The sequence below is a fragment of the Bradyrhizobium roseum genome (assembly GCF_030413175.1).
In the GTDB taxonomy this organism is placed as follows: Bacteria; Pseudomonadota; Alphaproteobacteria; order Rhizobiales; family Xanthobacteraceae; genus Bradyrhizobium; species Bradyrhizobium roseum.
Genome location: NZ_CP129212.1, coordinates 353,657 through 378,613, shown reverse-complemented (window position 1 = coordinate 378,613; position 24,957 = coordinate 353,657). Strand labels below are relative to the sequence as shown.

The window sequence follows — 24,957 nt, the reverse complement described above, 5'->3', positions numbered from 1 at the left end:
TTAACTTTCGATACCTGCAATCGCCTTGGCAAAATCACTTGCGGTGAACGGCGCCAGATCGTCGACGCCCTCGCCGACGCCGATGAAGTGCACCGGCAGTTTGAACTTTTCAGCCAGCGCCACCAGGATGCCGCCGCGCGCGGTGCCGTCGAGCTTCGTCATCACGAGGCCGGTGACGCCAGCGGTACGATGAAATGCCTCGACCTGCGACAGCGCATTTTGTCCCACCGTGGCGTCGAGCACCAGCAGCACCGCGTGCGGCGCCGACGCATCGACCTTCTTGATGACGCGCACGACCTTTTCTAACTCTTTCATCAGCTCGGCCTTGTTCTGCAGCCGCCCTGCAGTATCGACCAGCAACACGTCGATATTTTGTTCCTTCGCCGCGGTCAGCGCGTTGAAGGCGAGGCTTGCCGAGTCAGATCCCTGCGTGCCGGCGATGACCGGCGATTTGGTGCGCTCGCCCCACACTTTGAGCTGCTCGATCGCGGCGGCACGAAACGTATCGCCCGCCGCCATCATGATCTTGCGACCCTCGGCGCTCAATTTGGCGGCCAGTTTACCGATGGTCGTGGTCTTGCCCGAGCCGTTGACGCCGACCACGAGGATGACGAACGGCTTTTGTGCGGTGTCGATCACGAGCGGCTTCGCCACCGGCGCCAGCACTTTTTCGACTTCGGTCGCGACCACCGCCTTCACCTCGTCGGCCGAGATCGCCTTGTCGTACCGGCCGGAGCCCACCGCGTCCGCGATCCGGACCGCCACCGTCGCCCCGAGATCGGCGCGCAGCAGCACGTCCTCGATATCGTCGAGCATGGCCCGGTCGAGCTTGCGGCGGATGACGAGATCGGCAACGGCGTTGCCGAGCGCGCTGGACGTGCGCTTCAGCCCGCTCGAAAGCCGCCGCCACCAGCTCTGTTTTGGGGTTCCGGGAGTGGTATCGCTCATGTCGGGGACGTGTTAGCGGTTTCGCGCCATGAGCGGAAGTCACAACAGATCCATCGAAGTCTCCGGCGCATCCTTTGATGTCGCAGGCTTAACGGCGGACGAAATCCAGGCCCGCGTGCTCCATCGCGACGGGCTGATGCTGATCATCGACAAGCCGGCCGGGCTACCGGTGCATCGCGGCCCCAAGGGCGGGGCGAATCTGGAGGCCTCCTTCGACGGCCTGCGGTTCGGCCTGCCGCGGCCACCGGTGCTGGCTCACCGGCTCGACAAGGATACTTCCGGCTGCCTGGTGCTGGGACGCCACCGCAAAGCCACCGCCTCGCTCGGTCTGCTGTTCAAGCACGGCAAGATCGGCAAGACCTACTGGGCGGTGGTCGAGGGCGGGCCTGCCGAGGACGAAGGCACCATCGACATGCCGCTGGGCCGGTTGAACGCCGAGCGCGGCTGGTGGCAGAAGCCGGACCCGGAGGGCCAGACCGCCGTGACGAACTGGAAGGTGCGCGGCCGCGGCGACGGCCTGACGTGGCTGGCAATGGAACCAGTGACCGGCCGCACCCATCAATTGCGCGTGCATACCTCCGCGACGGGCTGGCCGATCGTCGGCGACAACATCTACGGCAACGGTCCGCGATTCGGCGAACCGATCTTGCATCTGCATTCCCGCGAGATCGTGGTGCCGATTTCGAAGAACAAGGAGCCGGTGCGTGTGGTGGCGCCCGCGCCGGAACATATGCGGGAGCGGCTGAGGACGTGCGGGTGGAACGGGGAGTGATTGCTCTCTTCCCTTCTCCCCTTGTGGGAGAAGGAAGAATTACACCGTCAGCCGCGCGCCGTCGTGGCCGTTGATCGCCAGCGCCATTACTTCACCCGGTGCTTCACCAGATATCGCGACCGGCAGGAAATGCTCCGTCCTTCCCTGCGTCGCGCTCTCGATCAGCACCTGGCGTGTTGCGCCGATCTCCGCCGCCAGCCGCTTTTGCAACGCCGCCTCACCCGTCGCGCGCAATCGCTTCGCGCGCGCCTTGATCTCGCCGCCGGCCACCTGCGGCATCCGCGCGGCCGGAGTCCCCGGGCGCGGCGAATAAGGAAATACGTGCAGGAAGGTGAGATCGCATTCCGCGACCAGATTTTCCGAGTGCACGAACATGTCTTCGGTCTCGGTCGGAAAGCCCGCGATGATATCCGCGCCAAGCGTGATGTCCGGCCGCAGCCGCCGCACCTGCGCGCAGAAATCGATCGCATCCTGCCGCGAATGGCGCCGCTTCATCCGCTTCAGGATCATGTCGGCGCCCGACTGCAGCGACAGGTGCAGATGCGGCATCAGGCGTTCATCGCCCGCGATCACATCGAGCAGATCGCGGTCGGCCTCGATGGAATCGATCGATGAAATCCGCAGCCGCTTCAGTTCCGGCACGTGGCGCAAGATCTGCTTTGTCAATTGTCCCAGCTTCGGCGTGCCCGGCAGATCCGCGCCGTAGCTCGTGAGGTCCACACCCGTCAGCACGATTTCGGCATGGCCGCGCTCGGCGAGCGCGCGGACCTGGTCGACCACGGCGCCCATCGGGACCGAGCGCGAATTGCCGCGGCCGTAAGGGATGATGCAGAAGGTGCAGCGATGGTCGCAGCCGTTCTGCACCTGCACGAACACCCGCGGCAGGCCGGCCTTGAAGCCGTCGAGCAGATGCGGCGCCATCTCGCGCACCGCCATGATGTCGGCGACGGCGATCTTCTCGCTGGCCTCGAGACCAAAACCGCCATCGAACGCCGACCGCGCATCGCGCCAGGCCGCGCCGCGCATCTTGTCGTCGTTGCCGACGACGCGGTCGACCTCGGCCATGTCGGCGAACATTTTGGCCTGCGTCTGCGCCGCGCAGCCGGTGACGACGATGCGCACCTCCGGCCGCTCGCGCTTCAGCCGGCGGATCGACTGCCGCGCCTGCGCCACCGCCTCGTTGGTGACGGCGCAGCTGTTGATGATGACGGTATCGGAAAGCCCGGCGCGCTCCGCCTCGCGGGCGATCACCTCGGATTCGAAGGCGTTGAGGCGGCAGCCGAAGGTGAGGACGTCAACGCTCATAACTCAGGCGACGCTGGCGAACAGCGCCGGATCGAAACGGCCTTCATATTCGAAATCGGCGGTGCCGGTCATCAACACATGATCGTCGCGCTCGCGCCATTCGATCGCGAGCTTGCCGCCGGGCAGCGTGATCTCGACATGGCGGTTGGCGCGCTTCAGCCGGGCAGCGGCGACCGCGGTCGCGCAGGCGGCCGAGCCGCACGCCTTGGTTAATCCGACGCCGCGCTCCCAGGTTCGGATCGTGATGTGATCGCGATCGACGATATGGGCGAGCGTAATGTTGGCCCGCTCGGGAAAGATCGGGTGGTTTTCCAGCAGCGGCCCGAAGCGGTCGAGATCGTAGGCGTTGACGTCATCGACCCAGAAGATCGCATGCGGGTTGCCCATCGAGACCACCGACGGCGAATGCAGCACCGGCGCATCGATCGGGCCGACCTGCAGCTCGATATAGCGGGTGTCGCGAAACTCTTCGGCCAGCGGAATGTCCTTCCAGCCAAATTTCGGCGCGCCCATGTCGACGGTGTAGAGGTCCGGCGCCGGGCCCTGCCAGCAATTCAGCAGCCCGGCGCGGGTCTCGAAGGTCACGGCGGTCTGGCCGGTCTGCTCGAACAGGCGGCGCACCACGCAGCGCATGCCGTTGCCGCAGGCGCCGGCTTCGGAACCGTCATTGTTGTAGATGCGGATGAAGGCCTCGGTGCCCTGCAGCCGCGGCGGCTGCAGCACCATCAGCTGGTCGTAGGGTACGCCGGCGGGAGAGGCGACCGCGCGCGCGTCTTCCGGCGTCAGCGCAGCCTTCGAATCGCGAAGGTCCACCACGACGATCTCGTTGCCGATGCCATTCATCTTGGCAAATGCGTGGTTAGCCAGTGCGCTCATCGAATTTCCCAAATTCTGCCTGTCTTATATGGCGAATGATGGCCGATTGCCTAGCCTGGGGCGTTTCCGAGCGAAGCATGCCCTCGGACCTGATCCGGGGGCGGACCTCGGTTCTCGCGAAGAAACCGCGACAAAACAGAAGGCGCAGGGCATATGACGCATCTGTCATGGGACGAAGGCGGACCTTGCGTGTTAGAAAATGGCATCATCCTGGCGGGTGCGGACGGGGATATACCGCCGCCAGATGGGGCGGATGGAGAAGACCTGCGATGAACCGAATCAGCACTTTCGGTGCGGCCTTGGCCGTACTCTCCATGGTTGCGTCTGGCGGCGCCGCCCTCGCCCAGTCGCCGGCGCCCTCGGCCTCGCCGTCCCCGAGCCCGTCAGCCGTGCCTAGCCCCGCCCCCTCGGCGGTCCCGGTGCCGCCGCCGGCCGAAACCAAATCGCCAGCCGATACCCCCGCGGCGGAAAAAGTCCCGGCACCCGCCCCGCCGCCGCCTGCCGCCAGCGTCCAGACGGCCGACCCGTTCGGCGAGGAATTCACGCTTGCGCCGAAAAAAGTGGTGATCGTCAAGGGCACGGCCAACTGGGATGCAGCGTTCGACACCCTGGTCGAGGCATTCAAGTCGCTGACCACCCTGCTCGACAAGCAGGGTATCAAGGCATCCGGCAATTCGATGATCGTCTATACCTCGACCGACGATACCGGCTTCACGTTCCTGGCCGAAATCCCGGTCGAGCAGGAGCCGAAGAACCTGCCCAAGAACATGAGCATGGGCAACTCGCCTGAGGGCAAGGCGCTGAAGTTCGTTCACCGCGGTTCCTACGACAACATGGACAATACCTACGAGGCGATCACCAACCACCTCGACGACAAGAAGCTGGAAGCGAAAGACACCTTCATCGAGGAATACATCACCGACCCCCTGAAGACGGCGGAGGACAAGCTGGTGATCAACGTCTACGTGCCGCTGCGGTGACCCGCATGAAACACCCGCTCGCCCTCGCCGTCCTGACCGCCACCTGGCTCACCGCGCCCGCACTGGCGCAGACGGCGCCGCCGCCGGCGATTTCCGTCACCGGTGAAGCGACGGTGTCGGTGGCGCCCGATCAGGCCCAGATCGACGGCGGCGTGACCTCGGAGGCAAAAACCGCCCGCGAGGCATCGGAGGCCAACAACGCCGCGATGGGCAAGGTGCTGCAGGCGCTGAAGGGCGCCGGCATCGACGAAAAGGACTACCAGACCTCGCGCCTGTCGCTGCAGCCGCAATTTGCCGCGAACTACAAACCCTCGGATCGCGCATCGGGTATCATCAGCTTTCGCGCCAGCAACCGCGTCACGGTCAAGGTCCGCGACGTCGGCAAGGTAGCAAGCATCATCGACGTGCTGGTCGGCGCTGGCGCCAACGAGATCGGCGGCATCAATTTCACGGTCACGCAGGCCTCGAAACATCTCGACGAAGCCCGCGACAAGGCGATCGCCGACGCCCGCCGCAAGGCCGAGATCTACGCCAAGGCTGCCGGCGTGACGCTCGGCGATCCGATCAGCATCTCCGAGGAAGGCGCGCCCACGCCGGTGTTTCGCAGCAAGATGGCGGCTCCCATGGCCGTCGGCGCGCAGGTCGCGCCGGGGGAGGAGACGCTGTCAGTAATGGTGGGCGTGTCCTGGGCGATCAAGGCGAAGGAATAGTTCAAGCCGTCGTCCCGGCGCAGGCCGGGACCCATAATCACAGAACGTTGTGGTTACGGCACGCGGTCGCTCCGACCCTGCGCACAATTGAGATCCGCGGCTATGGGCCCGGCCTGCGCCGGGACGACGCTAAATCTCGTAAACCTGCCCCGGTTTCAGCGCGGCGAACTTTTCCGGCGGGATGTTCGCTTCCTTGAGCGCTTCGCCCAGCGCGATCACCGGTGCGTCGATCGCCTCGTCCGTGAGCTGAAACGTGCCGTGATGATGCGCGAGCGCTTCTTGCGCGCCGCAATCGGCCAGCGCCTTCACGGCATCGGACGGATTCATGTGCTGGTCCTTCATGAAGGAGCGCGGCTCGTAGGCGCCGATCGGGAGGATCGCCAGCCGCAGCGGCCCGTGCTGCTCGGCGACGCGCCGAAAGTGCTTGCCATCGCCGTAGCCGGAATCGCAGACGATGTAGAATTTGCCGGCCGGCGTCTCCAGCACGAAACTCGCCCACAGCGCCTTGTTGCGGTCGAACAGGCCGCGCGCCGACCAGTGCCGCGTCGGCACCAGCGTCACCGCGATGCCGTTGCCGAGTTCGACGCGGTCCTGCCAGTCGAACGCCTCGGCCTTGATCGCCGAGTCCGTACCGCGCATGGTGACGTCGTTGCCGAGCGGCGTGATCACGCGCGGTGAATGTTTCGCAGCAAGCTTCGACAGCGTCGCGATATCGAGATGGTCGTAGTGACCATGCGAGACCAGCACCACATCGATGTCCGGCAACGCGTCGAAGGCGATGCCGGGATCGTTGCACCGACGCGGTCCTGCAAAGGAGATCGGCGAGGCCCGCATCGACCACACGGGATCGACGAGAATGTTGAGGTCCGCGGTCTGGATCAGCCAGGACACATGGCCCACAAACGACAGCCGCACCTTGTCGCCGGAGACGCGCGGCGGCGGCGTGTCGGCGTGCTCGTTCGGAACCCAGTCCGGCCAGATCGCGCGCTGGCGGTCGGTGCCGAACTGCCAGCGCAGGACGTCCGCGAGCGATTTCGGCGGCGCCCCGTCGGGATCGAAGAAGCGGGTGCCGTCGAAATGATCGGTGACGGGGCCGTCATGGGTTTTCATATTGTTGATCCAGATCGAAGGCACGCCGACGGCCGCGGCGGCTCCGGTGAATACTGAAAAGATGCGGCGGCGGGTGATGGGCACGGGGGATTCACGACAGGCAGGAGAAAACGGTAGAGATGGGGCGTTATATGGCGAGGACGGTCCAACTTTGAACCTGCGGCGAAAGGAAGCCCGCCCCCGCGGCGGAACATCTCCAAAAATGGAGCGATCTCATAGCCTTATGGCCTAATCGCCAGCTCTTGCGATCGAGTTTCTCCTTGACTTTCGGCCTCTCCGGGCGTTTAAGGCCCACACTTTCTCGGAAAGACATTCTTTTCGACCCGCCGCCCGGCCCATGAGACCGGAGGCCAACGCCCGACAGCGCGATGCGCCCTCGGGCGCGAAAGTGTTTGGAATATCGTTTTGGCGTTCAGCGTCGAAACACATAACTGACCGTTATACCCCGCGAAAGCGGGGTATCCGGTACGCCGCGGCGCCTCGGTTGAAAACGAGTTGCTCTGGGATACTGGATCACCCGCTTTCGCGGGTAATGACAGCGAGAAAGTGATTAAAGGCACGCGCCTGCAACGCAGGACAAAGGACAACGGCATTGTTCGACAATCTGTCGGAAAAGCTTGGCGGAATTCTCGATCGTCTGACGGGGCGCGGCGCGCTGTCCGAAAAGGACGTCGACGCCGCGATGCGCGAGGTGCGCCGCGCACTGCTCGAAGCCGACGTGGCGCTCGAGGTGGTCCGCAGCTTTATCGATCGTGTCCGCGAGCAGGCGATCGGCGCCACCGTCGTCAAGTCGGTCACGCCCGGCCAGATGGTGGTCAAGATCGTCCATGACGAGCTGGTCGCCACGCTCGGCGCCGACGGCCAGACCATCGACATCAACGCCGTACCGCCGGTTCCGATCATGATGGTCGGCCTGCAGGGCTCCGGCAAAACCACCACCACCGCCAAACTCGCCCGCCGCCTGGTGCAGCGCGACAAGCGCAAGGTGCTGATGGCCTCGCTCGACATCTACCGCCCGGCGGCGATGGAGCAGCTGGCCGTGCTCGGGCGCGACCTCGACATTCCGACGCTGCCGATCGTGGCCGGCCAAAAGCCGGCGCAGATCGCCAAGCGCGCGCTGGAAGCCGGCAAGCTCGGCGGCTACGACGTGGTGCTGCTCGACACCGCCGGCCGCACCACGCTCGACGAAGACATGATGAACGAGGCGGCCGACATCAAAGCCGCCGCCAATCCGCATGAAGTGCTGCTGGTCGCGGATTCCCTGACCGGCCAGGACGCGGTCAACCTCGCGCGTGCGTTCGACCAGCGGGTCGGCCTTACCGGCATCGTGCTGACGCGGGTCGACGGCGACGGCCGCGGCGGCGCGGCGCTGTCGATGCGCGCGGTCACGGGAAAACCCATCAAGCTGATCGGCACCGGCGAAAAGACCGATGCGCTGGAAGATTTTCATCCGAGCCGGATTGCCGGCCGCATCCTCGGCATGGGCGACGTGGTGTCGCTGGTCGAGCGGGCGGCGGCGAATATCGACGCCGAAAAGGCCGCGCGCACCGCCGAGCGGATGCGCAAGGGCCAGTTCGACCTCAACGACATGCGCGAGCAGTTGCTGCAGATGGCGAACATGGGCGGCATCAGCGGGCTGATGGGCATGATGCCCGGCGTCGCCAAGATGAAGAACCAGATCGCCGCTGCCGGCATCGACGACAGGATTATCAAGCGCCAGGTCGCGGTGATCGATTCGATGACGCGGCAGGAGCGCAAGAACCCTGATATCCTCAAGGCCAGCCGCAAGAAGCGCATCGCCGCCGGCTCAGGCCTGGAGGTCCAGGAAGTCAACAAGCTGCTGAAGATGCACCGGAACATGGCCGACATGATGAAGGCCATGGGCTCCGGCAAGCGCGGCCCGATGGCCGGCATCGCGCAGGCCATGGGCTTTGGCGGCGGCATGAAGCCGCCCTCGGCCGAAGAGATGAAGGCGATGGCGGAAAAGCTGCAGGGCGGCGCAGGCCCCGGCGGTCTGCCCGCGCTGCCGAAGGATCTTCCCCCCGGGCTGCGTCAGGGATTGCCGAATCTGCCGGGCCTCACCGGCCTCAGCGGCAAGCCCACCCTGCCCGGCCTCGGCGGCTTCCCGGGGAAGAAGAAATAATCGCAACCCATTCACCCACACGAATCCAACCAACACTCAGGAGAACCAAATGTCAGTCGTCATCCGCCTCGCGCGCGCAGGCACCAAGAAGCGTCCGGTCTATCACGTCGTCGTCGCCGACTCGCGCTTTCCCCGCGATGGCCGCTTCATCGAGCGTCTCGGCCACTTCAACCCGCTGCTGCCGAAGGACAATGAGTCGCGGCTGAAGCTCGACATGGACAAGGTGAAGTCCTGGCTCGCCAAGGGCGCGCAGCCGTCGGACCGCGTGACCCGCTTCCTGGATGCGGCCGGCGTCGTCAAGCGCCCCGCCCGCAACAACCCGGAAAAGGCCGTGCCGCGCAAGGAGCGCAAGGCCGCCGCCGAAGCCGCGAAGAAGTAAGACCTGGCGGCGCACGAAGGTGGCAGCACCGATTTGCGTCGCGCGTATCGGCGCTGCGCATGGCGTGCGCGGCGCGGTGAGGCTGTGGACGTTCACGGAAGATCCGTTCGCCGTGAAGGACTACGGCCCGCTGACGACCAAGGATGGCGCGCGCCAGTTCGAGGTGACGCATGTCCGCGAGGCAAAAGACCATCTGGTGGCGACGCTGAAAGGCATCGCCACCCGCGAGGATGCCGAACGGCTCAACGGCCTCGAACTCTATATCGCGCGCGAAAAGCTGCCCGAAACCGACGAGGGCGAATATTATCACGCCGACCTGATCGGGCTGGCGGCGGTCAATGCCGCCGACGAACCGCTCGGCCGCGTCACCGCGATCCATAATTTCGGCGCCGGCGACATCATCGAGATCGCGCCGCCGCAGGGGCCGACCATGCTGCTGCCGTTCACCAACGCCGTGGTGCCGACGGTCGATCTCGCCGGCGGCCGGGTGGTGATCGAGCTGCCGCGGGAAATCGAGGGCGACGAACCCAATCCCAGCTAGCTCGTCATCGCCCGGCTTGACCCGGCGATCCATCGTTTCGAAGAAGATGGATACGCGGGTCAAGCCCGCGTATGACGGCCTGAGTTCAACCGCGATCCCACAAACATGACCTGGCGCGCCACCGTCCTGACCCTGTTTCCTGACATGTTTCCCGGGCCGCTCGGCGTCAGCCTGGCGGGCAAGGCGCTGGCGTCCGGCGTGTGGGCGCTGGAGGCGTGCGACATCAGGGCGTCGGCCACCGACAGGCATCGCAGCGTGGACGACACCCCCGCCGGCGGCGGCCCGGGCATGGTGCTGCGGGCCGACGTGCTGGCGGCGGCGATCGATGCCGGCGATAACGGCCACAGCCGGCCGCGCCTGCTGATGAGCCCGCGGGGTCGGCCATTGACCCAGGCGCAGGTGGCGGAGCTGGCCACGGGCCCCGGCCCCCTGATCGTCTGCGGGCGGTTCGAGGGGGTCGACCAGCGGGTGATCGACGCCCGGAACCTGCAGGAGGTCTCGATCGGGGATTACGTGCTGTCGGGCGGCGAGATCGCCGCGATGGCGCTGATCGACGCCTGCGTACGGCTGCTGCCGGGAGTGATGGGCAAGCAGGCCTCCGGCGAGGATGAGAGTTTTTCGGAAGGGTTACTGGAATACCCCCAGTTTACCCGGCCGCAGACGTTCGAGGGCCGCGGCATCCCGGAAGTGCTGATTTCCGGCGACCACGCCAAGGTGGCAGCCTGGCGCCGGGCGGAAGCCGAGGCCCTGACCCGGGCGCGGCGACCGGATTTATGGGCCGCCAGGCCCGGCCAAAAGGCCACAAAAAGCACGACAGACGGGTGACAAGCGCGGCCCGATGCCTTATACGAGCGCCAAATCCGCGCAATGGCAGGATACTAGGACGTTCGCGCAGCCCGCGCTGGACTGGCTGGGCGCGCCGCCGATGGAGATTTCAATGAACCTCATTCAACAGCTCGAAAAAGAGCAATTCGACAAGTTGGCCGCGACCAAGACGATTCCCGAATTCGGGCCCGGCGACACCGTGATCGTCAACGTCAAGGTGGTCGAAGGCGAGCGCACCCGCGTGCAGGCCTATGAAGGCGTCTGCATCGGCCGTTCCGGCGGCGGGCTCAACGAGAGCTTCACCGTCCGCAAGATCTCCTACGGCGAAGGCGTCGAGCGCGTATTCCCTGTCATGTCGCCGATGATCGATTCGATCACCGTCTTGCGCCGCGGCAAGGTCCGCCGCGCCAAGCTGTATTACCTGCGCCAGCTGCGCGGCAAGTCGGCCCGCATCGTCGAGAAGAAGCAGGACCGCGCGGCCGCCGTCGGCGAGTAATTTTTCCCTTCAAAAGGGATGCGACAAAAGCGCGGGGTTTTGCCCCGCGCTTTTTTGTTGCGGCATGACTATCTGGATGATGCCCCTGCCCAATCGATTGATTGTGGCAGCGGCTGCCCCTGTGTTAGAAATTCAGAATGTTTCTAGATCGTACCAGCGCCGCCTTCGGCACCGCCCGGCTCGTCATCATCGACGATCGCTCGCGGCTGCCCGGCCGCTTCTTCGGACGGTTCGCGACGTCGGCGACGTCAGAGCTTACGCGCGCAGCTTGATGCTGCGCTGACCTCCGTTTGCCTGCGCACCGTACCCGCGCCTGACTCACACAGAATTTCATTTTGGAGCTGACGCTCATGTCCCAACCGACCACGCTGTACGACAAGATCTGGAACGACCATCTGGTGCACGAAGCCGACGACGGCACCTGCCTGCTCTATATCGACCGCCACCTGGTGCACGAGGTGACATCGCCGCAGGCGTTCGAAGGCCTGCGCGCCACCGGCCGCAAGGTCCACGCGCCGGAGAAGACGCTGGCCGTCGTCGACCACAACATCCCGACCACCGACCGCTCGAAACCGAATCCCGATCCTGAGAGCATCGAGCAGATGCGCGTGATGGCTGAGAACGCCAAGGAATTCGGCATCGAATATTTCAACGAGTTCGACAAGCGACAGGGCATCGTCCACGTGATCGGCCCCGAGCAGGGCTTCACGCTGCCCGGCACCACGATCGTCTGCGGCGACAGCCACACCTCCACCCATGGCGCGTTCGGTGCGCTGGCGCACGGCATCGGTACCTCGGAAGTCGAGCACGTGCTGGCGACGCAGACGCTGATCCAGAAAAAAGCAAAAAACATGCGCGCGGTGGTCGACGGCAAACTGCCGGACGGCGTCACCGGCAAGGACATCATCCTCGCTATCATCGGCGAGATCGGCACCGCCGGCGGCACCGGCTATGTGCTGGAATACGCCGGCGATGCGATCCGTGCGCTCTCGATGGAAGGCCGCATGACCGTCTGCAACATGTCGATCGAAGGCGGCGCGCGCGCCGGCCTGATCGCGCCGGACGAAAAGGCGTTCGAATTCCTGAAGGGCCGCCCGAAAGCGCCGAAGGGCGCCGACTGGGACGCCGCGATGCGCTATTGGGAAAAGCTGCGTTCCGACGAAGGCGCGCATTTCGACCACGAGCTCCGGCTGGATGCCGCAAAACTGCCGCCGATCGTGACCTGGGGCACCTCGCCCGAGGACGTGGTATCGATCGCAGGCTTCGTGCCCGATCCCGACAAGATCGCGGACGAAGCCAAGCGACTCTCAAAACATCGCGCGCTGAAATACATGGGCCTGACCGCGGGCACAAAGATCACCGACATCAAGCTGGACCGCGTCTTCATCGGCTCCTGCACCAACGGCCGCATCGAGGACCTGCGCGCGGCGGCGAAAGTCGCCGACGGCAAGACCGTCAACGCAAACGTCAATGCGATGGTGGTGCCGGGCTCGGGCATCGTGAAGGAGCAGGCGGAAGCCGAAGGCCTCGACAAGATCTTCATCAAGGCCGGCTTCGAGTGGCGCGAGCCGGGCTGCTCGATGTGCCTTGCCATGAACCCCGACAAGCTGTCGCCGGAAGAGCGCTGCGCCTCGACCTCGAACCGCAACTTCGAGGGCCGCCAGGGCTTTAAAGGCCGCACCCATCTGGTGTCGCCGGCGATGGCTGCAGCTGCCGCGATCGCCGGGCACTTCGTCGACATCCGGGAATGGCGCTAATCCGGCGTTGCCTAGATAGCGAGTCGTTGCGGAAACGGCTCGTTAAGGGTGCGGGCGCACACTGACCCTTGCGAAAACCTTTCGCGGGGGATCTTGCCGTGGCGGACAAGCCTGAATTCGTCGATATGATCAGCGAGGCGACCAAGCAGGTCCGCCGCCGCACCACGCCTGTGATCGTCGACCTCAAGCCGGTGGCCAAGGAAACCTCGCGCCTCAGCCACTGGCCGCCGGAACACTGGACGCAGTGGCGGATGGCGAAGTTGACGCCCTGGAAGGTCAAGCCCTGGGAGGGCAAGGACTGGTGACCCGCGACGTCTTCCGCTCATGAAAAACAGGCGCCCCACCGGGCGCCTGTTTCATTTTCAGTCCGTCTCTCACCAATAGCGATAGGGAGAACCATAGTAGCGGACGCGGTAATGGTGGCGATACCACGGACGATAGCGGCAGATCTTGCGCGGTCCGTAGTAGGTCCAGATCACGCGGCAATAGCGGTGCCGGTAGCCGTAATGATAGCCGGGATAACCGTAATAGCGCGGCGCGTAGTAACGGCGGTGAAAGTGATGCCGGTGATGGAAATGCGGCCGGTGGTAGACGTGGCGATAGCCGTGACGCATGCCGCCGCCGCGGAACACCGGCGCGGCGCGAAAGCCGCCGCGATGGACCGCAAAGCCGCCGCCTCTGAACCCGCCGCCGTGAAACGCAGCCCCGCCGCCCCTGAAACCACCGCCGTGAAATCCGCCGCCGCGGAAGCCTCCACCGCCGCCACGAAACCCGCCGCCTCCGCCACCGCGGAACCCACCGCCGCCGCCATGACCGCCGCGGACTTCGGTCGTCAAATCTTCCGTTGCGAATTTTGCTGCGGGCGCCGTGCCGGGACTCGCAAGCGAGAGCGCCTCGGCGCGCTGCTGTGAGGCGGCGGCGAACGCCAAAAGCGCCGCGGCCGTAACCCCCAGGCGGCGGACAAGCCCGCGCCCGGGATCGGATATCGCCATGGATGAACCTCCCTAACCGGCGACGGCGCGCCCTCAGCCGTTTTGCAGCTGTTCCCCGTCGCAACTCTACCGTCGCTCCCGACGTGACGGTAAAGACAGGCACGTGAACGCGCCATGAACGCATCAACCGCAATGATGAACGCGCGACGCGAATTGTAGATTCCATGGGGCGGTGAGCGTGGCCTTTCCGATAGGTTTGGGTTTGCACACTCGAACCATCGGAGAAGTCAGATGCAAGCATCGACCGCAGTCACGCCCACCGCGGACCATATTGGCACAATTTTCGTTTCGATCGAACTAAGTCAGAAGACCTGGCTGGTGACGCTGCACAGCCCGGTTCGTGACCGGATCTCCCGCCACAAGCTCGAGGGAGGCAATCAGGTCGAGTTGCTTGCCCTGATCGAGAAGATCAGGGCGCGGGCGGCCGAGAAGCTGGGGTCTGTGCCGCGCGTCGTGAGCTGCTACGAGGCCGGCTATGATGGCTTTTGGCTGCACCGGCTGCTGCTGACGGCAGGCATCACGAACTACGTCTTTGATCCCGCCAGCATTGCCGTGGACCAGCGGTCGCGGCGGGCGAAGACGGACCGGATCGACGGCGAGTTGATGCTGCGGACCTTGATGGCCTATCTGCGGGGCGAGCCACGGGTGGTCCGCATCGTCCGCGTCCCGAGCGTGGAAGCCGAGGATGCCCGGCGTGCGAGCCGGGAGCGGGATCGTCTGGTCAAGGAACAGACGGCCCATACCAACCGGATCAAGGCGCTGATGCGTCTGTCGGGCATGGCGGTCGGCAACCCGCGCCGACGGGACTGGCTCAGCTTTCTGGAGCAGCAGCGGGATTGGGAGGGGCAGCCGTTGCCGCCTCATTCGTTGGCCGAAGTGAAGCGCGAACACGCGCGCCTGACCATGGTACGCGAGCAGATTGCGGCGTTGGAACAGGTACAGACTGCACAGGCCTGTCCCGTTCCTCCTCCGATGGCGGAGCGGCGATCAAGCCTGCAGCGGCTCAAGGCGCTCGGCCCGGCCTTCACCGCGACGCTGGTGAACGAACTGTTCTACAAGGACTTCCGCAACCGGCGCGAGGTCGCCAGCTACTGCGGATTGGTGCCGAGCCCCTGGAAGAGCGGCGGCATCGACCGCGAGCAAGGCATCAGCAAGGCTGGCAACCCGCGGGCGCGCAACAAGGCGATCGAGCTGGCCTGGCTGTGGCTTCGCCATCAGTCGGACAGCGCGCTCAGCCGCTGGTTCCGCACCCGCACCGCCAATGCCGGCAAGCGCGCCAAACGCGTCGCCATCGTCGCCCTGGCGCGCAAGCTGATCGTGGCGCTGTGGCGCTACCTCACCACGGGCCTCATTCCGGAGCAGGCAATCATGAAGGCATAAACCAACACCTCGCCGCGCCCGTGCGGGGATGGATGATGACCGTGCCATCCTAGGGCTTCAAACGTCGTTTTGTAGATGGGTCTCATCCTAGCCAGGCTTCCTTGCCGCAAGCATGCGGAAGGTGGGTCCGGATCTAACGATCCGACCGGATATGAGGTGATGCAGTGAGCTGCAGAAATCTTCGGAAGCCAATCCTCGCCCGGAGCCCGGTCGGCGCGCTGCGCTACGCATGGCTCCACGCGCCGCCCTACCACCGTCAAACCCCTAACCCAAACCAGGAGAACAGCCTTGACTCTCAAATCCCCATATGAGGGTGGGCAGAGCAGCGAAGCGACGTGCCCACCCTACTTCACCGTGCAAGCGGCACTTTGGTCGGCTCGCTCCGCTCAACCCACCCTGGGAGAGGACAGCGTAAAACCGATTGGCGGGCCATCCGTTACCAGTACGGCCCAATTCCCACGCCAAAGCCGAAAGGCCCCACGCCGAAATAGGGGTAAGGCCTGTGGTAGTAGGGATAGGGGCGATAGTACGGGTAGGGTTGGTAGTAATAGGGCCGCGCATAGTAATAAGGCCTGTAGGCCGGCCGATAGTATGGCCGGTAGCCGTATCGATGGTAGCGCCGGTAGTGGCGCCGGTGCGCGCTGAAGTCGGTCGCATCCGACGATGCGACCGTTCGCGCCTTCGTCTGCGGCGCGGCAACAGCCGCATCGATCGCGGCCGGTCCGGCCAATGCCAAAGCGCCAGCGATCATCGCGGCGCCGATCAATGTTTTCATGGCGAACTCCTTACGCTCGTTGGGTAGCCAGAATGGCGCAGCAACCGTGCCGCTTCATGGCGGCGATGTCCGCGCCGATGAGATCGGAATCAAAATAGGCCCGCGATCAGGCGGGCCTATTGATTTCAATCAAACTGCGTTCACCAACGGCGGTAGTGGCGATGATGATGGTGGTGATGGTGACGATGCCAGCGGTGCCACCGGTGGTGATGACGATGCCGCCAGTGCACTTCCGTCGCCGCGGGCTTCGTATCCTCCTGAACCGCCGCAGCGGCGCCGGGATTGCTGAGCGATAGCGCGTTGGCGCGTTCGGCCGGGCTTGCGAGCACGAGCACTGCGCCAACCGCGGCGAGTCCCAATAGTTTAGCGAACTGCATGAATACTCTCCTTGGGTCCGGGTCACGTCTGCGCCGAATCGCTCGCCGCAACGCTGCACGCAATCTGGGGCCCGGGACTTGAATGGGTTCTGAATGAACGCGCCACGAACATGAACGGAAGACCTCAGCCGTTCGCCGCAATCGACGCGCACGCCAATCGGTGAAGGACGGCGATGCTGGGCCCGTCATAGAAAACCGCGACAACAGATGGAGCGGGAAAAACCTAGCCCGGCCGCCAGTAGCAGTTCATGCGCGGGGTGATCACCGTGCCGCTCGGCCGGTACTCCGGGGCGTAATGCGCGGTGCAGGAGCGCACGGCGTTGGGGCCGGGATTGTAGCGCGGATAGACGTCGGGCGCCCAATCCTGCCGGTAGATCGGCACGCGCCGCAACGGCCGCCGCCGCTGCGCGGACATATCGGTGACAGCGGATTTTGATGCCGTCGCGATACGCGGTTCGGGCGACGCCGTCTGCGCCTGCGCCATCGTACCCGGCAGCAAAAGCCCGGCAAAAGCAGCCCAAACCGCGACCGTCACAATCCGCTTCATCTGAAGTCCATCCACGCCTGATATTCCCGTACGGTCACTGATTGGCGCGCCGAGGTCAACTCGCAAAACCAGGATGCGCACGGGCATAACACACGCTAAATACGTCCTGATGTGGACCGAAGCAAAAGCCCCCTCGCTCGCCGAAATGGAAGTCATGGCGCATGAGGTGTTCGAGCGCCTGCCGGAGACGTTCCGCACCCTGTGCGAGGGCGTGATCATCCGCGTCGACGACTTCCCGACCGACGAGGTGCTGGAGGAGATGGCGGCGCAGAGCGAGTTCGACCTGCTCGGCCTGTTCCAGGGCATCGGCCTGCCGCAGCAGAGCCACGGCGACGTCGCCCGCCTGCCCAACATGATCTGGTTGTACCGGCGGCCGATCCTCGACTATTGGGCCGAGCATGAGGAAACGCTGGGCCATATCGTCCGCCACGTCCTGATCCACGAGATCGGGCACCATTTCGGCCTGTCGGATGCCGATATGGAGGCGATCGAGGCGGCTGCGGGCTAGGATTGCGTATTTGGGTCTTTTACCGGGGCGATATTCGGGATAAATCAACGGCCTTGCCCCCAATTCAACCGGGAAGCGACCGATGGACAAGTTCACCACCCTGGAAGGCGTAGCTGCGCCCCTGAAGATCATCAATGTCGACACCGACATGATCATCCCGAAGCAGTACCTCAAGACCATCAAGCGCACCGGCCTCGGCAAGGGGCTTTTCTCCGAGCAGCGCTACAAGGACGACGGCAGCGAGAACCCGGACTTCGTGCTCAACCAGCCGGCCTATCGCAACGCCAAGGTGCTGGTCGCCGGCGACAATTTCGGCTGCGGTTCCAGCCGCGAGCACGCGCCCTGGGCGCTGCTGGATTTCGGCATCCGCTGCGTGATCTCGACCTCGTTCGGCGACATCTTCTACAACAACTGTTTCAAGAACGGCATTTTGCCGATCCGCGTCACCCAGGACGACCTCGACAAGCTGTTCGACGACGCCGAGCGCGGCGCCAATGCGACGCTGACCATTGACCTCCCCAACCAGGAGATCCGCGGTCCCGACGGCGGCACGGTCAAGTTCGAGATCGATCCGTTCCGCAAGCACTGCCTGATCAACGGCCTCGACGACATCGGCCTGACCATGGAAAAGAAGTCGTCGATCGACACCTACGAGGCGAAGCTGAAGCAAGAGCGCGCCTGGGCCTGATCGTGTCATCCGAGTGTGTTACGGGAGCCCCGATCGCATCGGGGCTCTTTCGTTTAAGGGAAGGCAGCGCGAATGCGGCCTGACGTCGTCACGTTCTGGCACGGGCCGCTCGACCGGCTGCGGCTGACCTGCCTGCGCTCGCAGGTCGCCGCCGGCCACAAGGTCACCGTCTACAGTTTCGACCCGATCCCGGGCCTGCCCGACGGCGTCGGCAACGCCGAGGCCGAGGCGATCCTGCCGCATTCGTTTGCCGGACGGCTGCGCCCGCCGGAGCCGGATGGAAGCTGGCGCGACTGGACCATTCTGCAGTTCAGCGATTTCTTCCGCATGCGGCTGATGGCCGAGCGCGCCGGGCTGTGGCTCGACGCCGACGTGCTGCTGCTGAAACCGGTCGAGATCGATCCGGCAAAACCCTATTTCGCGCTGGAGCGCCGCCGCCAGATCGGCAACTCGGTGCTGTACCTGCCGGCGCATCATCCGATCGTGACGGCGTTCGCGGAGCTGATGGAGCAGGAAGACCTCACGCCGGATTGGTTGGCGCTGCGCCACCGCGTCACGTTCATGCTGCGCCAGTTGCGTCATCGGTCGAGCCGCCTCTCCGACATCCGCGTCGCGATCTATGGTCCCGCCGCCATCACCGCGCTGGCGCGCCGCACCGGCGCGCTGCGCCACGCACTTCCAAAACAGTCTTTTTATGCGGTCCACGCCGAGCCAAAACTGTTCTTCGAGCCGTCGGATTTTTCCAGACTGCTCGCCGATCCCGGTATCATCGGGCTGCACATCTCGCCGAAGGGACGCGGAGGACAGGCTCCGATCGAAGGCAGCCTTTACGCGTGGGCCACGGAGAAGTTTGGAAAATAGCGCGGCACGCGCCGCTTCCAATTTGATCCAGCGCAACGACGCCGACGCTGTCTGGATGCACTTTAAGTCATGACCGTACCTCAAGGGAGCCGCGCCATGACCGTTCAGGAAAAGCCCTATCCCGTCGTCAGCCTCGTCGTCGACACCTTTGGCGATTGGCTGAAGCACCGCCGCGAGATGCGGGAAATGCACGAGATGGACGCCGCCAATTTCAGCCAGATCGCCGGCGAATTGCGGATGTCTCCCAACGACCTCGAGGAACTGGTCCGTCAGGGCCCGCACGCCGCCGACGAGCTGCCGAAGATGCTGATCGCCCTTGGCATCGACCAGGAGGCCTTGGCACGCACCGAGCCCCACGTGCTGCGCGACATGGAGCGCGTCTGCTCGATGTGCAATCACAAGCGCCAGTGCGACCGAGATCTCGCCGCCGGTACTGCGGCAAAGCACTACGAAGAATATTGCGGCAATGCCGACACGATCGACGGCCTCGGCCCGCGGGTACACCAGTAGAGTCAGCGCCGGGAGTTGCCGAGAATGGCGCGTTCTACCTGGCTGCATATCCTGATCGCGACGATTGCCGCGGTCGCGGCACTGCTGTTCGTAAGGCTGCACAACGCGAACGGCGCGCCGCTGCCGTCCGAGAGCGTTTCAGCCGGACACGGCCTTGCCGAGGCCTGGTGCAAGAACTGCCACGCCATCGAAGCGACGACCGCGGGCGTGAGAAGCCGCGGGCCGGATTTTGTCGCGATCGCCAACCGGGTTTCGACCACGGCGCTATCGCTCAAAGTCTTCATGAAGACCAGCCATCACCGGATGCCCAATCTCATCATCACGCCCGCCCAGGCCGATGATCTCACGAATTATATTCTGAGCCTGAAGCGCGATTAGGTCAGGACGGCCGGATGTCAGTCAGTGCGTTGGCCGGCGCCCGGACACAAAATCTCAAAAACAACCCCATGCAAACTAGACCGGGCAACGTCGGCTCCCGGCCTAACCTGATATAATATAATAGTTTTTTCGGCTAGAGCCCTAATTCCCCATCGCCGCGATTGCATCCGCAATCGCGATGGTTCGCTTTGCCATGTCGGCGTGCAGCCGCTCCACCATCCGACCGTCGAGCTGGATGGCGCCGCGGGAGGCGTTTTCCGGCTTTTCGAATGCCGCGATGATCTTGCGCGCCTCGGCGACCTCTTCCGCCGGCGGCGTGAAGATGGCGTTGCAGGCCTCGATATGGCTCGGATGGATCAGCGTCTTGCCGTCGAACCCGAGATCGCGGCCCTGCGCGCATTCGGCGGCAAAGCCGTCGAGATTGCCGATGTCGCTGTAGGGTCCGTCGAGAATTTCGAGCCCGTGCGCGCGCGTCGCCAGAATGCAGTGCGTGATCATCGGGATCATCGCGGCGCGGCCCGGCTGCATGCGGATGCGGGTTTCGCGCGAGATATCGTTGGGCCCGAACACGAAGCCGGCGAGCCGGGTCTCCGAATCTTTCGACGCCGCGGCGAGCTTGTCGGCGTCGAGCACCCCCCGCGCGGTTTCCAGCATGGCCCAGACCCGGATCGACGTGTCGGCGTTGATGTCGCTGAGACGGTTGGCGATGGCGTTGAGATCGGCCACCGTGGAAATCTTGGGAACCAGGATGCCGTCAGGCCGCGCCTTGCCGGCCATGGTGACGTCGTCGACCCACCACGGCGTATCGAGGCTGTTGACGCGGATCAGCACCTCGCGCTTGCCGAACCCGCCGGCAGCAACGGCCTTGGCGATCTGGTCGCGCGCCGCGGCCTTGGCGTCCGGCGCCACGGAGTCCTCGAGGTCGAGAATGATCGCGTCGGCCGACAGCGTGCGGGCCTTTTCCAGCGCCCGCGCGTTCGATCCCGGCATGAACAACAGGCTGCGGCGCGGACGGATCATGGGCTGGTTCCTCGGGTGTCTGGGTCCCTCGCCCTAACATTTCGGACCCGGGTCCGAAAGCCTTGTTCCGGTCACCGGATCATGGTTAGGCATGGCCGAATACAGGCAGAAGGCACATGACAACCTCATTCCCGAGACATCTGCTCGACGGCTACCAGGCCTTTACCTCACAGCGGCTGCCGACCGAACAGACGCGCTACCGGGAACTCTCCGAGCGGGGCCAGTCGCCGGCCGTGATGGTGATCGGCTGCTGCGATTCCCGCGTCTCGCCGGAAGTGATTTTCGACGCCGGCCCCGGCGAATTGTTCGTGGTGCGCAACGTCGCCAATCTGGTGCCGGTCTATCAGCCCGACGGCGGCGCGCATGGCGTCTCGGCGGCGCTTGAATACGCCGTCAACGTGCTGCGCATCCAGCATGTCGTGGTGCTCGGCCACGCGCAGTGCGGCGGCATCCGCGCCTTCATCGACAAGATCGACCCGCTGTCGCCGGGCGATTTCATCGGCCGCTGGATGGCGATGTTCATCAAGCCAGGCGAGGTCGTCGAGCAGCGCGAACATGAGGCGATGCAGGATTTCGTGGTCAGGATCGAAAAGGCCGCGATCTTCCGCTCACTCGAAAACCTGATGACGTTCCCGTTCGTGCGCAGCCGCGTCGAGAAAGGCGAGATGCAATTGCACGGCGCCTATTTCGGCGTCGCGGAGGGATCGCTGTTCGTGCTCGATCAGCAGGCGAAGGAATTTCAGAGCGTCGGGGGACCGGCAAGCGGATAGCGACGAGAATTAGCCGCGCAAGCTAGAGCCTTTTCCGTTCCGATTGAATCGGAACGGGGCTCTAGACTCTTGTTTTGACGCGTTTTCTTTACGCGAACCGGTTCCACTTCGCTGGAAAACGCTCTAGTGGTCGCCGCCGCCCCAGCGGTCGGAGATCGCCAGCATGAAGGCCGAAAATACGAACACCAGATGCACGCCGACCAGCCAGCCGAGCTTGTTTGGATCGAAGGCGGTATCGATGTTCATGAAGGCCTTCAGCACCTGGATTGCCGATATCGCCACGATGGAGGCCATCAGTTTCTGCTTCAGGCCGCTGAAATTGACCTTCGTCATCCATTCCGGCCAGTCCGGGTGGCCGGCCGGATCGATCTTGGAGACGAAGTTCTCGTAACCGGAGAACACCACGATCAGGATCAGGTTGCCAGTCAGCGAAAGGTCGATCAGCGAGAGCGCGCCGAGGATGATGTCGGCTTCCTTGGCCCCCGGCGCGTGGACGATGAACTCCCACAACACCACGCAGAATTTGTACAGCAGCACCGCAAGGCTGATGACCAGGCCGAAATAGAACGGCGCCATCAGCCAGCGGCTGTTGAACAGCACGCTCTCGACACGGCGCTCCGCGCGCTTCAGGGCCGGATTGGGCTTGTAGGAATAGGCCTGTTCGGCCGCTTGATCCGGCTCCGTTGCACCCACGCCCGTGCCTCCCCGTTTTAAGCCGCCTTCTTCTTCGCGGTGATCAGCTTGCGGTTGATCAGGCTTTCGGCGATCTGGATCGCGTTCAGCGCGGCGCCCTTGCGCAGATTGTCCGACACGCACCACAGTTCGAGACCGTTCTCGACGGTGTTGTCCTCGCGGATGCGGCTGATGTAGGTGGCGTCCTCGCCCGCCGCCTCATACGGCGTCACGTAGCCGCCGGGCTCGTGCTTGTCGATGACGAGGCAGCCCGGGGCGTTGCGCAGGATGTTGCGGGCTTCATCGGCGGTGATCGGGTTTTCGAACTCGATGTTGACGGCTTCCGAATGGCCGACGAACACGGGCACGCGCACGCAGGTCGCGGTCAGCCTGATTTTGGGATCAAGAATCTTCTTGGTCTCCATCATCATCTTCCACTCTTCCTTGGTGTAGCCGTCCTCCATGAAGACGTCGATCTGCGGAATGACGTTGAAGGCGATGCGCTTGGGGAATTTCTTGTTGATCAGCTCGCTGTTGGTGTAGACGGCCTTGGTCTGCGAGAACAGTTCGTCCATTGCATCCTTGCCCGCGCCCGACACCGACTGGTAGGTCGCGACCACCACGCGCTTGATGGTGGCCTTGTCGTGCAGCGGCTTCAGCGCCACCACGAGCTGCGCGGTCGAGCAGTTCGGGTTGGCGATGATGTTCTTCTTGGCAAAACCCTTGATCGCGTCGGCGTTCACCTCGGGCACGATCAGCGGCACGTCCGGGTCCATGCGCCAGGCCGACGAATTGTCGATCACGACCGCGCCGGCGGCGCCGATCTTCGGCGACCATTCCTTCGACACCGCACCGCCCGCCGACATCAGGCAGATGTCGACGTCGGAAAAATCATAATGCTCGAGGGCTTTGACCTTCAGGGTGCGGTCGCCATAGGAGACCTCGACGCCGACGCTGCGGCGCGAGGCCAGCGCCACGACCTCGTCGGCGGGAAATTTGCGCTCGTCGAGGATGTTGAGCATTTCGCGCCCGACATTGCCGGTCGCACCGACGACAGCGACTTTGTAACCCATCGTTCACTCTCCGAGGAAATTTGCCGCCCCGCCGTTTGATGCGGAAAGGGGGAAGGCAGCGCTTCTATGCGAGAAACGCCGTTCTGACAAATTTTGGGCGTTTGATGCATTCGTTTCCGGCCAGAATGGCCAATTCCGAGCAAACACAGGGTTTCTGGACGGCGCTGGCCAGCTTCGTGGACGACGTCTACGGCACGATCTCCCGGCTTTGCGCCTACCTGATGGCGCTGGCGCTGATGGCGATCTGCGGTATCGCGTTATGGGAGCATTTGCCGGCGGTGGCCGCGATGGAACCCGCACCCAAAACCTGGAGCCAGGCCAGTCGCACGGCACCCGCCTTCGCGGTAAGCCAGCTTATTTTCCCCGGCAAGACAGAGACTTACGAAATCCTTCGGCACCCCGAGGGCGGCCGCAAGGACGTCTTCCGCTGGAGCGGCATCGGCGGCACGCCGGTCGCCGAACTCGAACTCTATCGTCCGGGCGAGGAAGCCGATCAGGTCGGCTCGGCCGCCGGCTACCTGGCGGCCCGAATGGACCCGGCCGGCCCGCGCGAACTGGAGGCCGCAGGCTTGGCCGACAGCAAGTTCGGCCCCGTCATGCTGTTTCGCCGGACCGGCGGGACGGAGGCCACACAGGCCTGCCTGCGTTTCTACCGGCATGTCGACGCGCCGAAATTCCGCCTGTCCGGCTGGTCGTGCCTGGGCGACGACTTGCCGGCCCGCCGCACGGCGATCGGCTGCATGCTGAACCGGCTGGTGCTGCTGACGGCCGGAAACGACGCCAAATTGACGGAATTGTTTGCCCGCGCCGAGGTCAGGCGCAGCGATTGCGCGGCCTCCGGCGCGACGGCCTCGCCGGCGGATTGGGTGATCGGAGCCGACAACCCGCAGCTGCGCGGCACGCTCTGAGCCCCCACCGCCGGCGCCTCGTCCGGCTACCCGTCACGATTGTGGCAACAAGCGGCCAAGACACTGGTTTTCATGAAACTTTTTCGCTGCGCACTGCATTATTCGTGCGCGGTGTGGCGCAATTGACCTAGCGACGACGCGCCCGCCATGGCTACAATGGCACTAACCAGATTTGGCGATCCGCCAGCCCGTCACGGGCGGACAATGACGAGGATGCAATGACCCGAAAATTCCCCGCCGCGAGCAAGCTCGCGATGCTGCTTGCTGCGGCTGCCCTCGTCATGCTCGGCTCGGCTTCGGCCGACGCGCAGTCCCGTCAGCAATACGACAAGGAAGGCCGGCCCTATTACGGTGCGAACGGTCCGAATCGCTCCTACCAGCAGGGCCCACGCACCCGCGTTTACGTCACCACGCGCTCGTGGCTCGACGCCGGCACCGAAGTTCTGCCTGGCGACCGCAAATTCCAGGACTACGCTTTCCCGCCGGACCATGGCTATCCGACGTTTGCGCGCGAAAACCTCAACCGTCCGATCGACCGCTCTCCGCTCAACCCGCCGTCGGACATGGGCGGCTATCCGCAGCGGATCCCGCTGTACTGAGCCCAACAATCAGTTGATGAAAATGCCCGGCTTCGACCGGGCATTTTTTATGGCCTG

General features: G+C 64.4%; 31 protein-coding genes. 20 read left to right on the top strand and 11 right to left on the bottom strand.

Annotation, left to right across the window (positions count from 1 at the left end; translation table 11 throughout):
- The gene (gene ftsY, locus QUH67_RS01845) at window positions 1-948 is read right to left on the bottom strand and encodes a signal recognition particle-docking protein FtsY (RefSeq protein WP_300944952.1); all 948 of its coding nucleotides are present in this window, start codon (window positions 946-948) and stop codon (window positions 1-3) included.
- Between the two features lie 28 nt (window positions 949-976).
- Between ftsY and QUH67_RS01840 the strand changes: the two genes are divergently transcribed.
- Window positions 977-1,720, top strand: a complete 744-nt coding sequence (locus tag QUH67_RS01840) for an RluA family pseudouridine synthase (RefSeq protein ID WP_300944951.1) — start codon at window positions 977-979, stop codon at window positions 1,718-1,720.
- 39 nt (window positions 1,721-1,759) lie between these two features.
- Here the strand turns inward: QUH67_RS01840 and mtaB are convergent, their stop codons facing one another.
- The gene (mtaB, locus tag QUH67_RS01835; RefSeq protein WP_300944950.1) at window positions 1,760-3,025 is read right to left on the bottom strand and encodes a tRNA (N(6)-L-threonylcarbamoyladenosine(37)-C(2))-methylthiotransferase MtaB; all 1,266 of its coding nucleotides are present in this window, start codon (window positions 3,023-3,025) and stop codon (window positions 1,760-1,762) included.
- Window positions 3,026-3,028: 3 nt separating this feature from the next.
- On the bottom strand, window positions 3,029-3,901 hold the full coding sequence (gene dapF, locus QUH67_RS01830; protein ID WP_300944949.1) for a diaminopimelate epimerase: 873 nt from the start codon (window positions 3,899-3,901) through the stop codon (window positions 3,029-3,031).
- Between the two features lie 269 nt (window positions 3,902-4,170).
- Here dapF and QUH67_RS01825 point away from each other — a divergent pair, with 269 nt between their 5' ends.
- Both QUH67_RS01825 and QUH67_RS01820 read left to right on the top strand, forming a co-directional pair.
- Window positions 4,171-4,881, top strand: coding sequence for a GyrI-like domain-containing protein (locus tag QUH67_RS01825; protein WP_300944948.1), 711 nt, complete (start codon window positions 4,171-4,173; stop codon window positions 4,879-4,881).
- A 5-nt stretch (window positions 4,882-4,886) separates the two neighbouring features.
- A complete protein-coding gene (locus QUH67_RS01820; RefSeq protein WP_300944947.1) occupies window positions 4,887-5,591 on the top strand; it encodes an SIMPL domain-containing protein in 705 nt (234 codons plus the stop codon).
- A gap of 129 nt (window positions 5,592-5,720) precedes the next feature.
- Here QUH67_RS01820 and QUH67_RS01815 read toward each other — a convergent pair whose 3' ends face one another.
- Entirely contained in the window at window positions 5,721-6,785 is a 1,065-nt protein-coding gene (locus QUH67_RS01815) for an MBL fold metallo-hydrolase (protein WP_300944946.1), read from the bottom strand.
- Window positions 6,786-7,293: 508 nt separating this feature from the next.
- On the opposite strand from QUH67_RS01815, the gene ffh reads away from it, so the two are divergent.
- From ffh to QUH67_RS01775, 8 genes are all read left to right on the top strand, one after another.
- Entirely contained in the window at window positions 7,294-8,844 is a 1,551-nt protein-coding gene (gene ffh / locus QUH67_RS01810; RefSeq protein ID WP_300944945.1) for a signal recognition particle protein, read from the top strand.
- Between the two features lie 49 nt (window positions 8,845-8,893).
- Window positions 8,894-9,223, top strand: a complete 330-nt coding sequence (rpsP, locus tag QUH67_RS01805) for a 30S ribosomal protein S16 (RefSeq protein WP_300944944.1) — start codon at window positions 8,894-8,896, stop codon at window positions 9,221-9,223.
- Between the two features lie 19 nt (window positions 9,224-9,242).
- Window positions 9,243-9,764, top strand: a complete 522-nt coding sequence (gene rimM, locus QUH67_RS01800) for a ribosome maturation factor RimM (RefSeq protein ID WP_300944943.1) — start codon at window positions 9,243-9,245, stop codon at window positions 9,762-9,764.
- Window positions 9,765-9,869: 105 nt separating this feature from the next.
- Complete coding sequence (gene trmD, locus QUH67_RS01795; RefSeq protein WP_300944942.1) at window positions 9,870-10,589, top strand: tRNA (guanosine(37)-N1)-methyltransferase TrmD; 720 nt, start codon at window positions 9,870-9,872, stop codon at window positions 10,587-10,589.
- A gap of 112 nt (window positions 10,590-10,701) precedes the next feature.
- Window positions 10,702-11,085, top strand: a complete 384-nt coding sequence (rplS, locus tag QUH67_RS01790) for a 50S ribosomal protein L19 (RefSeq protein ID WP_300948307.1) — start codon at window positions 10,702-10,704, stop codon at window positions 11,083-11,085.
- A 137-nt stretch (window positions 11,086-11,222) separates the two neighbouring features.
- The gene (locus QUH67_RS01785) at window positions 11,223-11,357 is read left to right on the top strand and encodes a hypothetical protein (RefSeq protein WP_300944941.1); all 135 of its coding nucleotides are present in this window, start codon (window positions 11,223-11,225) and stop codon (window positions 11,355-11,357) included.
- 78 nt (window positions 11,358-11,435) lie between these two features.
- On the top strand, window positions 11,436-12,842 hold the full coding sequence (gene leuC, locus QUH67_RS01780; RefSeq protein WP_300944940.1) for a 3-isopropylmalate dehydratase large subunit: 1,407 nt from the start codon (window positions 11,436-11,438) through the stop codon (window positions 12,840-12,842).
- A 98-nt stretch (window positions 12,843-12,940) separates the two neighbouring features.
- Window positions 12,941-13,147: a hypothetical protein gene (locus QUH67_RS01775; RefSeq protein ID WP_300944939.1), complete on the top strand. Its 207-nt coding sequence runs from the start codon at window positions 12,941-12,943 to the stop codon at window positions 13,145-13,147.
- 69 nt (window positions 13,148-13,216) lie between these two features.
- Here the strand turns inward: QUH67_RS01775 and QUH67_RS01770 are convergent, their stop codons facing one another.
- Window positions 13,217-13,834 carry a hypothetical protein gene (locus QUH67_RS01770; protein ID WP_300944938.1) on the bottom strand — a complete coding sequence of 206 codons (618 nt, stop codon included), beginning with the start codon at window positions 13,832-13,834 and terminating at the stop codon, window positions 13,217-13,219.
- A 231-nt stretch (window positions 13,835-14,065) separates the two neighbouring features.
- Here QUH67_RS01770 and QUH67_RS01765 point away from each other — a divergent pair, with 231 nt between their 5' ends.
- The gene (locus QUH67_RS01765; protein WP_300943181.1) at window positions 14,066-15,214 is read left to right on the top strand and encodes an IS110 family RNA-guided transposase; all 1,149 of its coding nucleotides are present in this window, start codon (window positions 14,066-14,068) and stop codon (window positions 15,212-15,214) included.
- A gap of 436 nt (window positions 15,215-15,650) precedes the next feature.
- Here QUH67_RS01765 and QUH67_RS01760 read toward each other — a convergent pair whose 3' ends face one another.
- From QUH67_RS01760 to QUH67_RS01750, 3 genes are all read right to left on the bottom strand, one after another.
- Window positions 15,651-15,989 carry a hypothetical protein gene (locus tag QUH67_RS01760; protein WP_300944937.1) on the bottom strand — a complete coding sequence of 113 codons (339 nt, stop codon included), beginning with the start codon at window positions 15,987-15,989 and terminating at the stop codon, window positions 15,651-15,653.
- 140 nt (window positions 15,990-16,129) lie between these two features.
- Window positions 16,130-16,366, bottom strand: coding sequence for a hypothetical protein (locus QUH67_RS01755; protein WP_300944936.1), 237 nt, complete (start codon window positions 16,364-16,366; stop codon window positions 16,130-16,132).
- A 223-nt stretch (window positions 16,367-16,589) separates the two neighbouring features.
- Entirely contained in the window at window positions 16,590-16,913 is a 324-nt protein-coding gene (locus QUH67_RS01750; RefSeq protein ID WP_300944935.1) for a hypothetical protein, read from the bottom strand.
- A gap of 109 nt (window positions 16,914-17,022) precedes the next feature.
- Here QUH67_RS01750 and QUH67_RS01745 point away from each other — a divergent pair, with 109 nt between their 5' ends.
- The 5 genes from QUH67_RS01745 (at window position 17,023) to QUH67_RS01725 (ending at window position 19,858) form a co-directional block, all read left to right on the top strand.
- Window positions 17,023-17,421: a metallopeptidase family protein gene (locus QUH67_RS01745; RefSeq protein ID WP_300944934.1), complete on the top strand. Its 399-nt coding sequence runs from the start codon at window positions 17,023-17,025 to the stop codon at window positions 17,419-17,421.
- Window positions 17,422-17,503: 82 nt separating this feature from the next.
- A complete protein-coding gene (leuD, locus tag QUH67_RS01740; RefSeq protein ID WP_300944933.1) occupies window positions 17,504-18,109 on the top strand; it encodes a 3-isopropylmalate dehydratase small subunit in 606 nt (201 codons plus the stop codon).
- A gap of 72 nt (window positions 18,110-18,181) precedes the next feature.
- Complete coding sequence (locus QUH67_RS01735) at window positions 18,182-18,970, top strand: glycosyltransferase family 32 protein (protein WP_300944932.1); 789 nt, start codon at window positions 18,182-18,184, stop codon at window positions 18,968-18,970.
- A 96-nt stretch (window positions 18,971-19,066) separates the two neighbouring features.
- Entirely contained in the window at window positions 19,067-19,480 is a 414-nt protein-coding gene (locus QUH67_RS01730) for a DUF6455 family protein (protein ID WP_300944931.1), read from the top strand.
- A gap of 24 nt (window positions 19,481-19,504) precedes the next feature.
- Window positions 19,505-19,858, top strand: coding sequence for a c-type cytochrome (locus tag QUH67_RS01725; protein ID WP_300944930.1), 354 nt, complete (start codon window positions 19,505-19,507; stop codon window positions 19,856-19,858).
- Between the two features lie 141 nt (window positions 19,859-19,999).
- On the opposite strand, the gene QUH67_RS01720 is transcribed toward QUH67_RS01725, so the two are convergent.
- Window positions 20,000-20,878, bottom strand: coding sequence for an HpcH/HpaI aldolase/citrate lyase family protein (locus QUH67_RS01720; protein WP_300944929.1), 879 nt, complete (start codon window positions 20,876-20,878; stop codon window positions 20,000-20,002).
- Window positions 20,879-20,994: 116 nt separating this feature from the next.
- Here QUH67_RS01720 and QUH67_RS01715 point away from each other — a divergent pair, with 116 nt between their 5' ends.
- Entirely contained in the window at window positions 20,995-21,648 is a 654-nt protein-coding gene (locus QUH67_RS01715) for a carbonic anhydrase (RefSeq protein WP_300944928.1), read from the top strand.
- 123 nt (window positions 21,649-21,771) lie between these two features.
- On the opposite strand, the gene QUH67_RS01710 is transcribed toward QUH67_RS01715, so the two are convergent.
- Complete coding sequence (locus QUH67_RS01710) at window positions 21,772-22,341, bottom strand: TIGR00645 family protein (RefSeq protein ID WP_300944927.1); 570 nt, start codon at window positions 22,339-22,341, stop codon at window positions 21,772-21,774.
- A 17-nt stretch (window positions 22,342-22,358) separates the two neighbouring features.
- On the bottom strand, window positions 22,359-23,393 hold the full coding sequence (locus QUH67_RS01705) for an aspartate-semialdehyde dehydrogenase (protein ID WP_300944926.1): 1,035 nt from the start codon (window positions 23,391-23,393) through the stop codon (window positions 22,359-22,361).
- Window positions 23,394-23,518: 125 nt separating this feature from the next.
- Here QUH67_RS01705 and QUH67_RS01700 point away from each other — a divergent pair, with 125 nt between their 5' ends.
- Together QUH67_RS01700 and QUH67_RS01695 are read left to right on the top strand one after the other, a co-directional pair.
- The gene (locus tag QUH67_RS01700; RefSeq protein ID WP_300944925.1) at window positions 23,519-24,301 is read left to right on the top strand and encodes a hypothetical protein; all 783 of its coding nucleotides are present in this window, start codon (window positions 23,519-23,521) and stop codon (window positions 24,299-24,301) included.
- 218 nt (window positions 24,302-24,519) lie between these two features.
- Window positions 24,520-24,900 carry a hypothetical protein gene (locus QUH67_RS01695; RefSeq protein WP_300944924.1) on the top strand — a complete coding sequence of 127 codons (381 nt, stop codon included), beginning with the start codon at window positions 24,520-24,522 and terminating at the stop codon, window positions 24,898-24,900.
- Window positions 24,901-24,957: the final 57 nt, after the last annotated feature.

Bases quoted from the DNA above. Each gene is read 5' to 3' on its own strand.
- leuD (WP_300944933.1), top strand. From the start codon at position 17,504: ATGGACAAGTTCACCACCCTGGAAGGCGTAGCTGCGCCCCTGAAGATC.
- QUH67_RS01840 (WP_300944951.1), top strand. From the start codon at position 977: ATGAGCGGAAGTCACAACAGATCCATCGAAGTCTCCGGCGCATCCTTT.
- trmD (WP_300944942.1), top strand. From the start codon at position 9,870: ATGACCTGGCGCGCCACCGTCCTGACCCTGTTTCCTGACATGTTTCCC.
- QUH67_RS01700 (WP_300944925.1), top strand. From the start codon at position 23,519: ATGGCCAATTCCGAGCAAACACAGGGTTTCTGGACGGCGCTGGCCAGC.
- QUH67_RS01765 (WP_300943181.1), top strand. From the start codon at position 14,066: ATGCAAGCATCGACCGCAGTCACGCCCACCGCGGACCATATTGGCACA.
- QUH67_RS01785 (WP_300944941.1), top strand. From the start codon at position 11,223: ATGTTTCTAGATCGTACCAGCGCCGCCTTCGGCACCGCCCGGCTCGTC.
- QUH67_RS01730 (WP_300944931.1), top strand. From the start codon at position 19,067: ATGACCGTTCAGGAAAAGCCCTATCCCGTCGTCAGCCTCGTCGTCGAC.
- dapF (WP_300944949.1), bottom strand. From the start codon at position 3,901: ATGAGCGCACTGGCTAACCACGCATTTGCCAAGATGAATGGCATCGGC.
- QUH67_RS01745 (WP_300944934.1), top strand. From the start codon at position 17,023: ATGTGGACCGAAGCAAAAGCCCCCTCGCTCGCCGAAATGGAAGTCATG.
- QUH67_RS01715 (WP_300944928.1), top strand. From the start codon at position 20,995: ATGACAACCTCATTCCCGAGACATCTGCTCGACGGCTACCAGGCCTTT.
- leuC (WP_300944940.1), top strand. From the start codon at position 11,436: ATGTCCCAACCGACCACGCTGTACGACAAGATCTGGAACGACCATCTG.
- QUH67_RS01735 (WP_300944932.1), top strand. From the start codon at position 18,182: ATGCGGCCTGACGTCGTCACGTTCTGGCACGGGCCGCTCGACCGGCTG.
- mtaB (WP_300944950.1), bottom strand. From the start codon at position 3,025: ATGAGCGTTGACGTCCTCACCTTCGGCTGCCGCCTCAACGCCTTCGAA.
- QUH67_RS01760 (WP_300944937.1), bottom strand. From the start codon at position 15,989: ATGAAAACATTGATCGGCGCCGCGATGATCGCTGGCGCTTTGGCATTG.
- QUH67_RS01820 (WP_300944947.1), top strand. From the start codon at position 4,887: ATGAAACACCCGCTCGCCCTCGCCGTCCTGACCGCCACCTGGCTCACC.
- QUH67_RS01705 (WP_300944926.1), bottom strand. From the start codon at position 23,393: ATGGGTTACAAAGTCGCTGTCGTCGGTGCGACCGGCAATGTCGGGCGC.
- QUH67_RS01825 (WP_300944948.1), top strand. From the start codon at position 4,171: ATGAACCGAATCAGCACTTTCGGTGCGGCCTTGGCCGTACTCTCCATG.
- rplS (WP_300948307.1), top strand. From the start codon at position 10,702: ATGAACCTCATTCAACAGCTCGAAAAAGAGCAATTCGACAAGTTGGCC.
- QUH67_RS01770 (WP_300944938.1), bottom strand. From the start codon at position 13,834: ATGGCGATATCCGATCCCGGGCGCGGGCTTGTCCGCCGCCTGGGGGTT.
- rpsP (WP_300944944.1), top strand. From the start codon at position 8,894: ATGTCAGTCGTCATCCGCCTCGCGCGCGCAGGCACCAAGAAGCGTCCG.
- QUH67_RS01750 (WP_300944935.1), bottom strand. From the start codon at position 16,913: ATGAAGCGGATTGTGACGGTCGCGGTTTGGGCTGCTTTTGCCGGGCTT.
- QUH67_RS01725 (WP_300944930.1), top strand. From the start codon at position 19,505: ATGGCGCGTTCTACCTGGCTGCATATCCTGATCGCGACGATTGCCGCG.
- QUH67_RS01695 (WP_300944924.1), top strand. From the start codon at position 24,520: ATGACCCGAAAATTCCCCGCCGCGAGCAAGCTCGCGATGCTGCTTGCT.
- QUH67_RS01755 (WP_300944936.1), bottom strand. From the start codon at position 16,366: ATGCAGTTCGCTAAACTATTGGGACTCGCCGCGGTTGGCGCAGTGCTC.
- QUH67_RS01720 (WP_300944929.1), bottom strand. From the start codon at position 20,878: ATGATCCGTCCGCGCCGCAGCCTGTTGTTCATGCCGGGATCGAACGCG.
- ftsY (WP_300944952.1), bottom strand. From the start codon at position 948: ATGAGCGATACCACTCCCGGAACCCCAAAACAGAGCTGGTGGCGGCGG.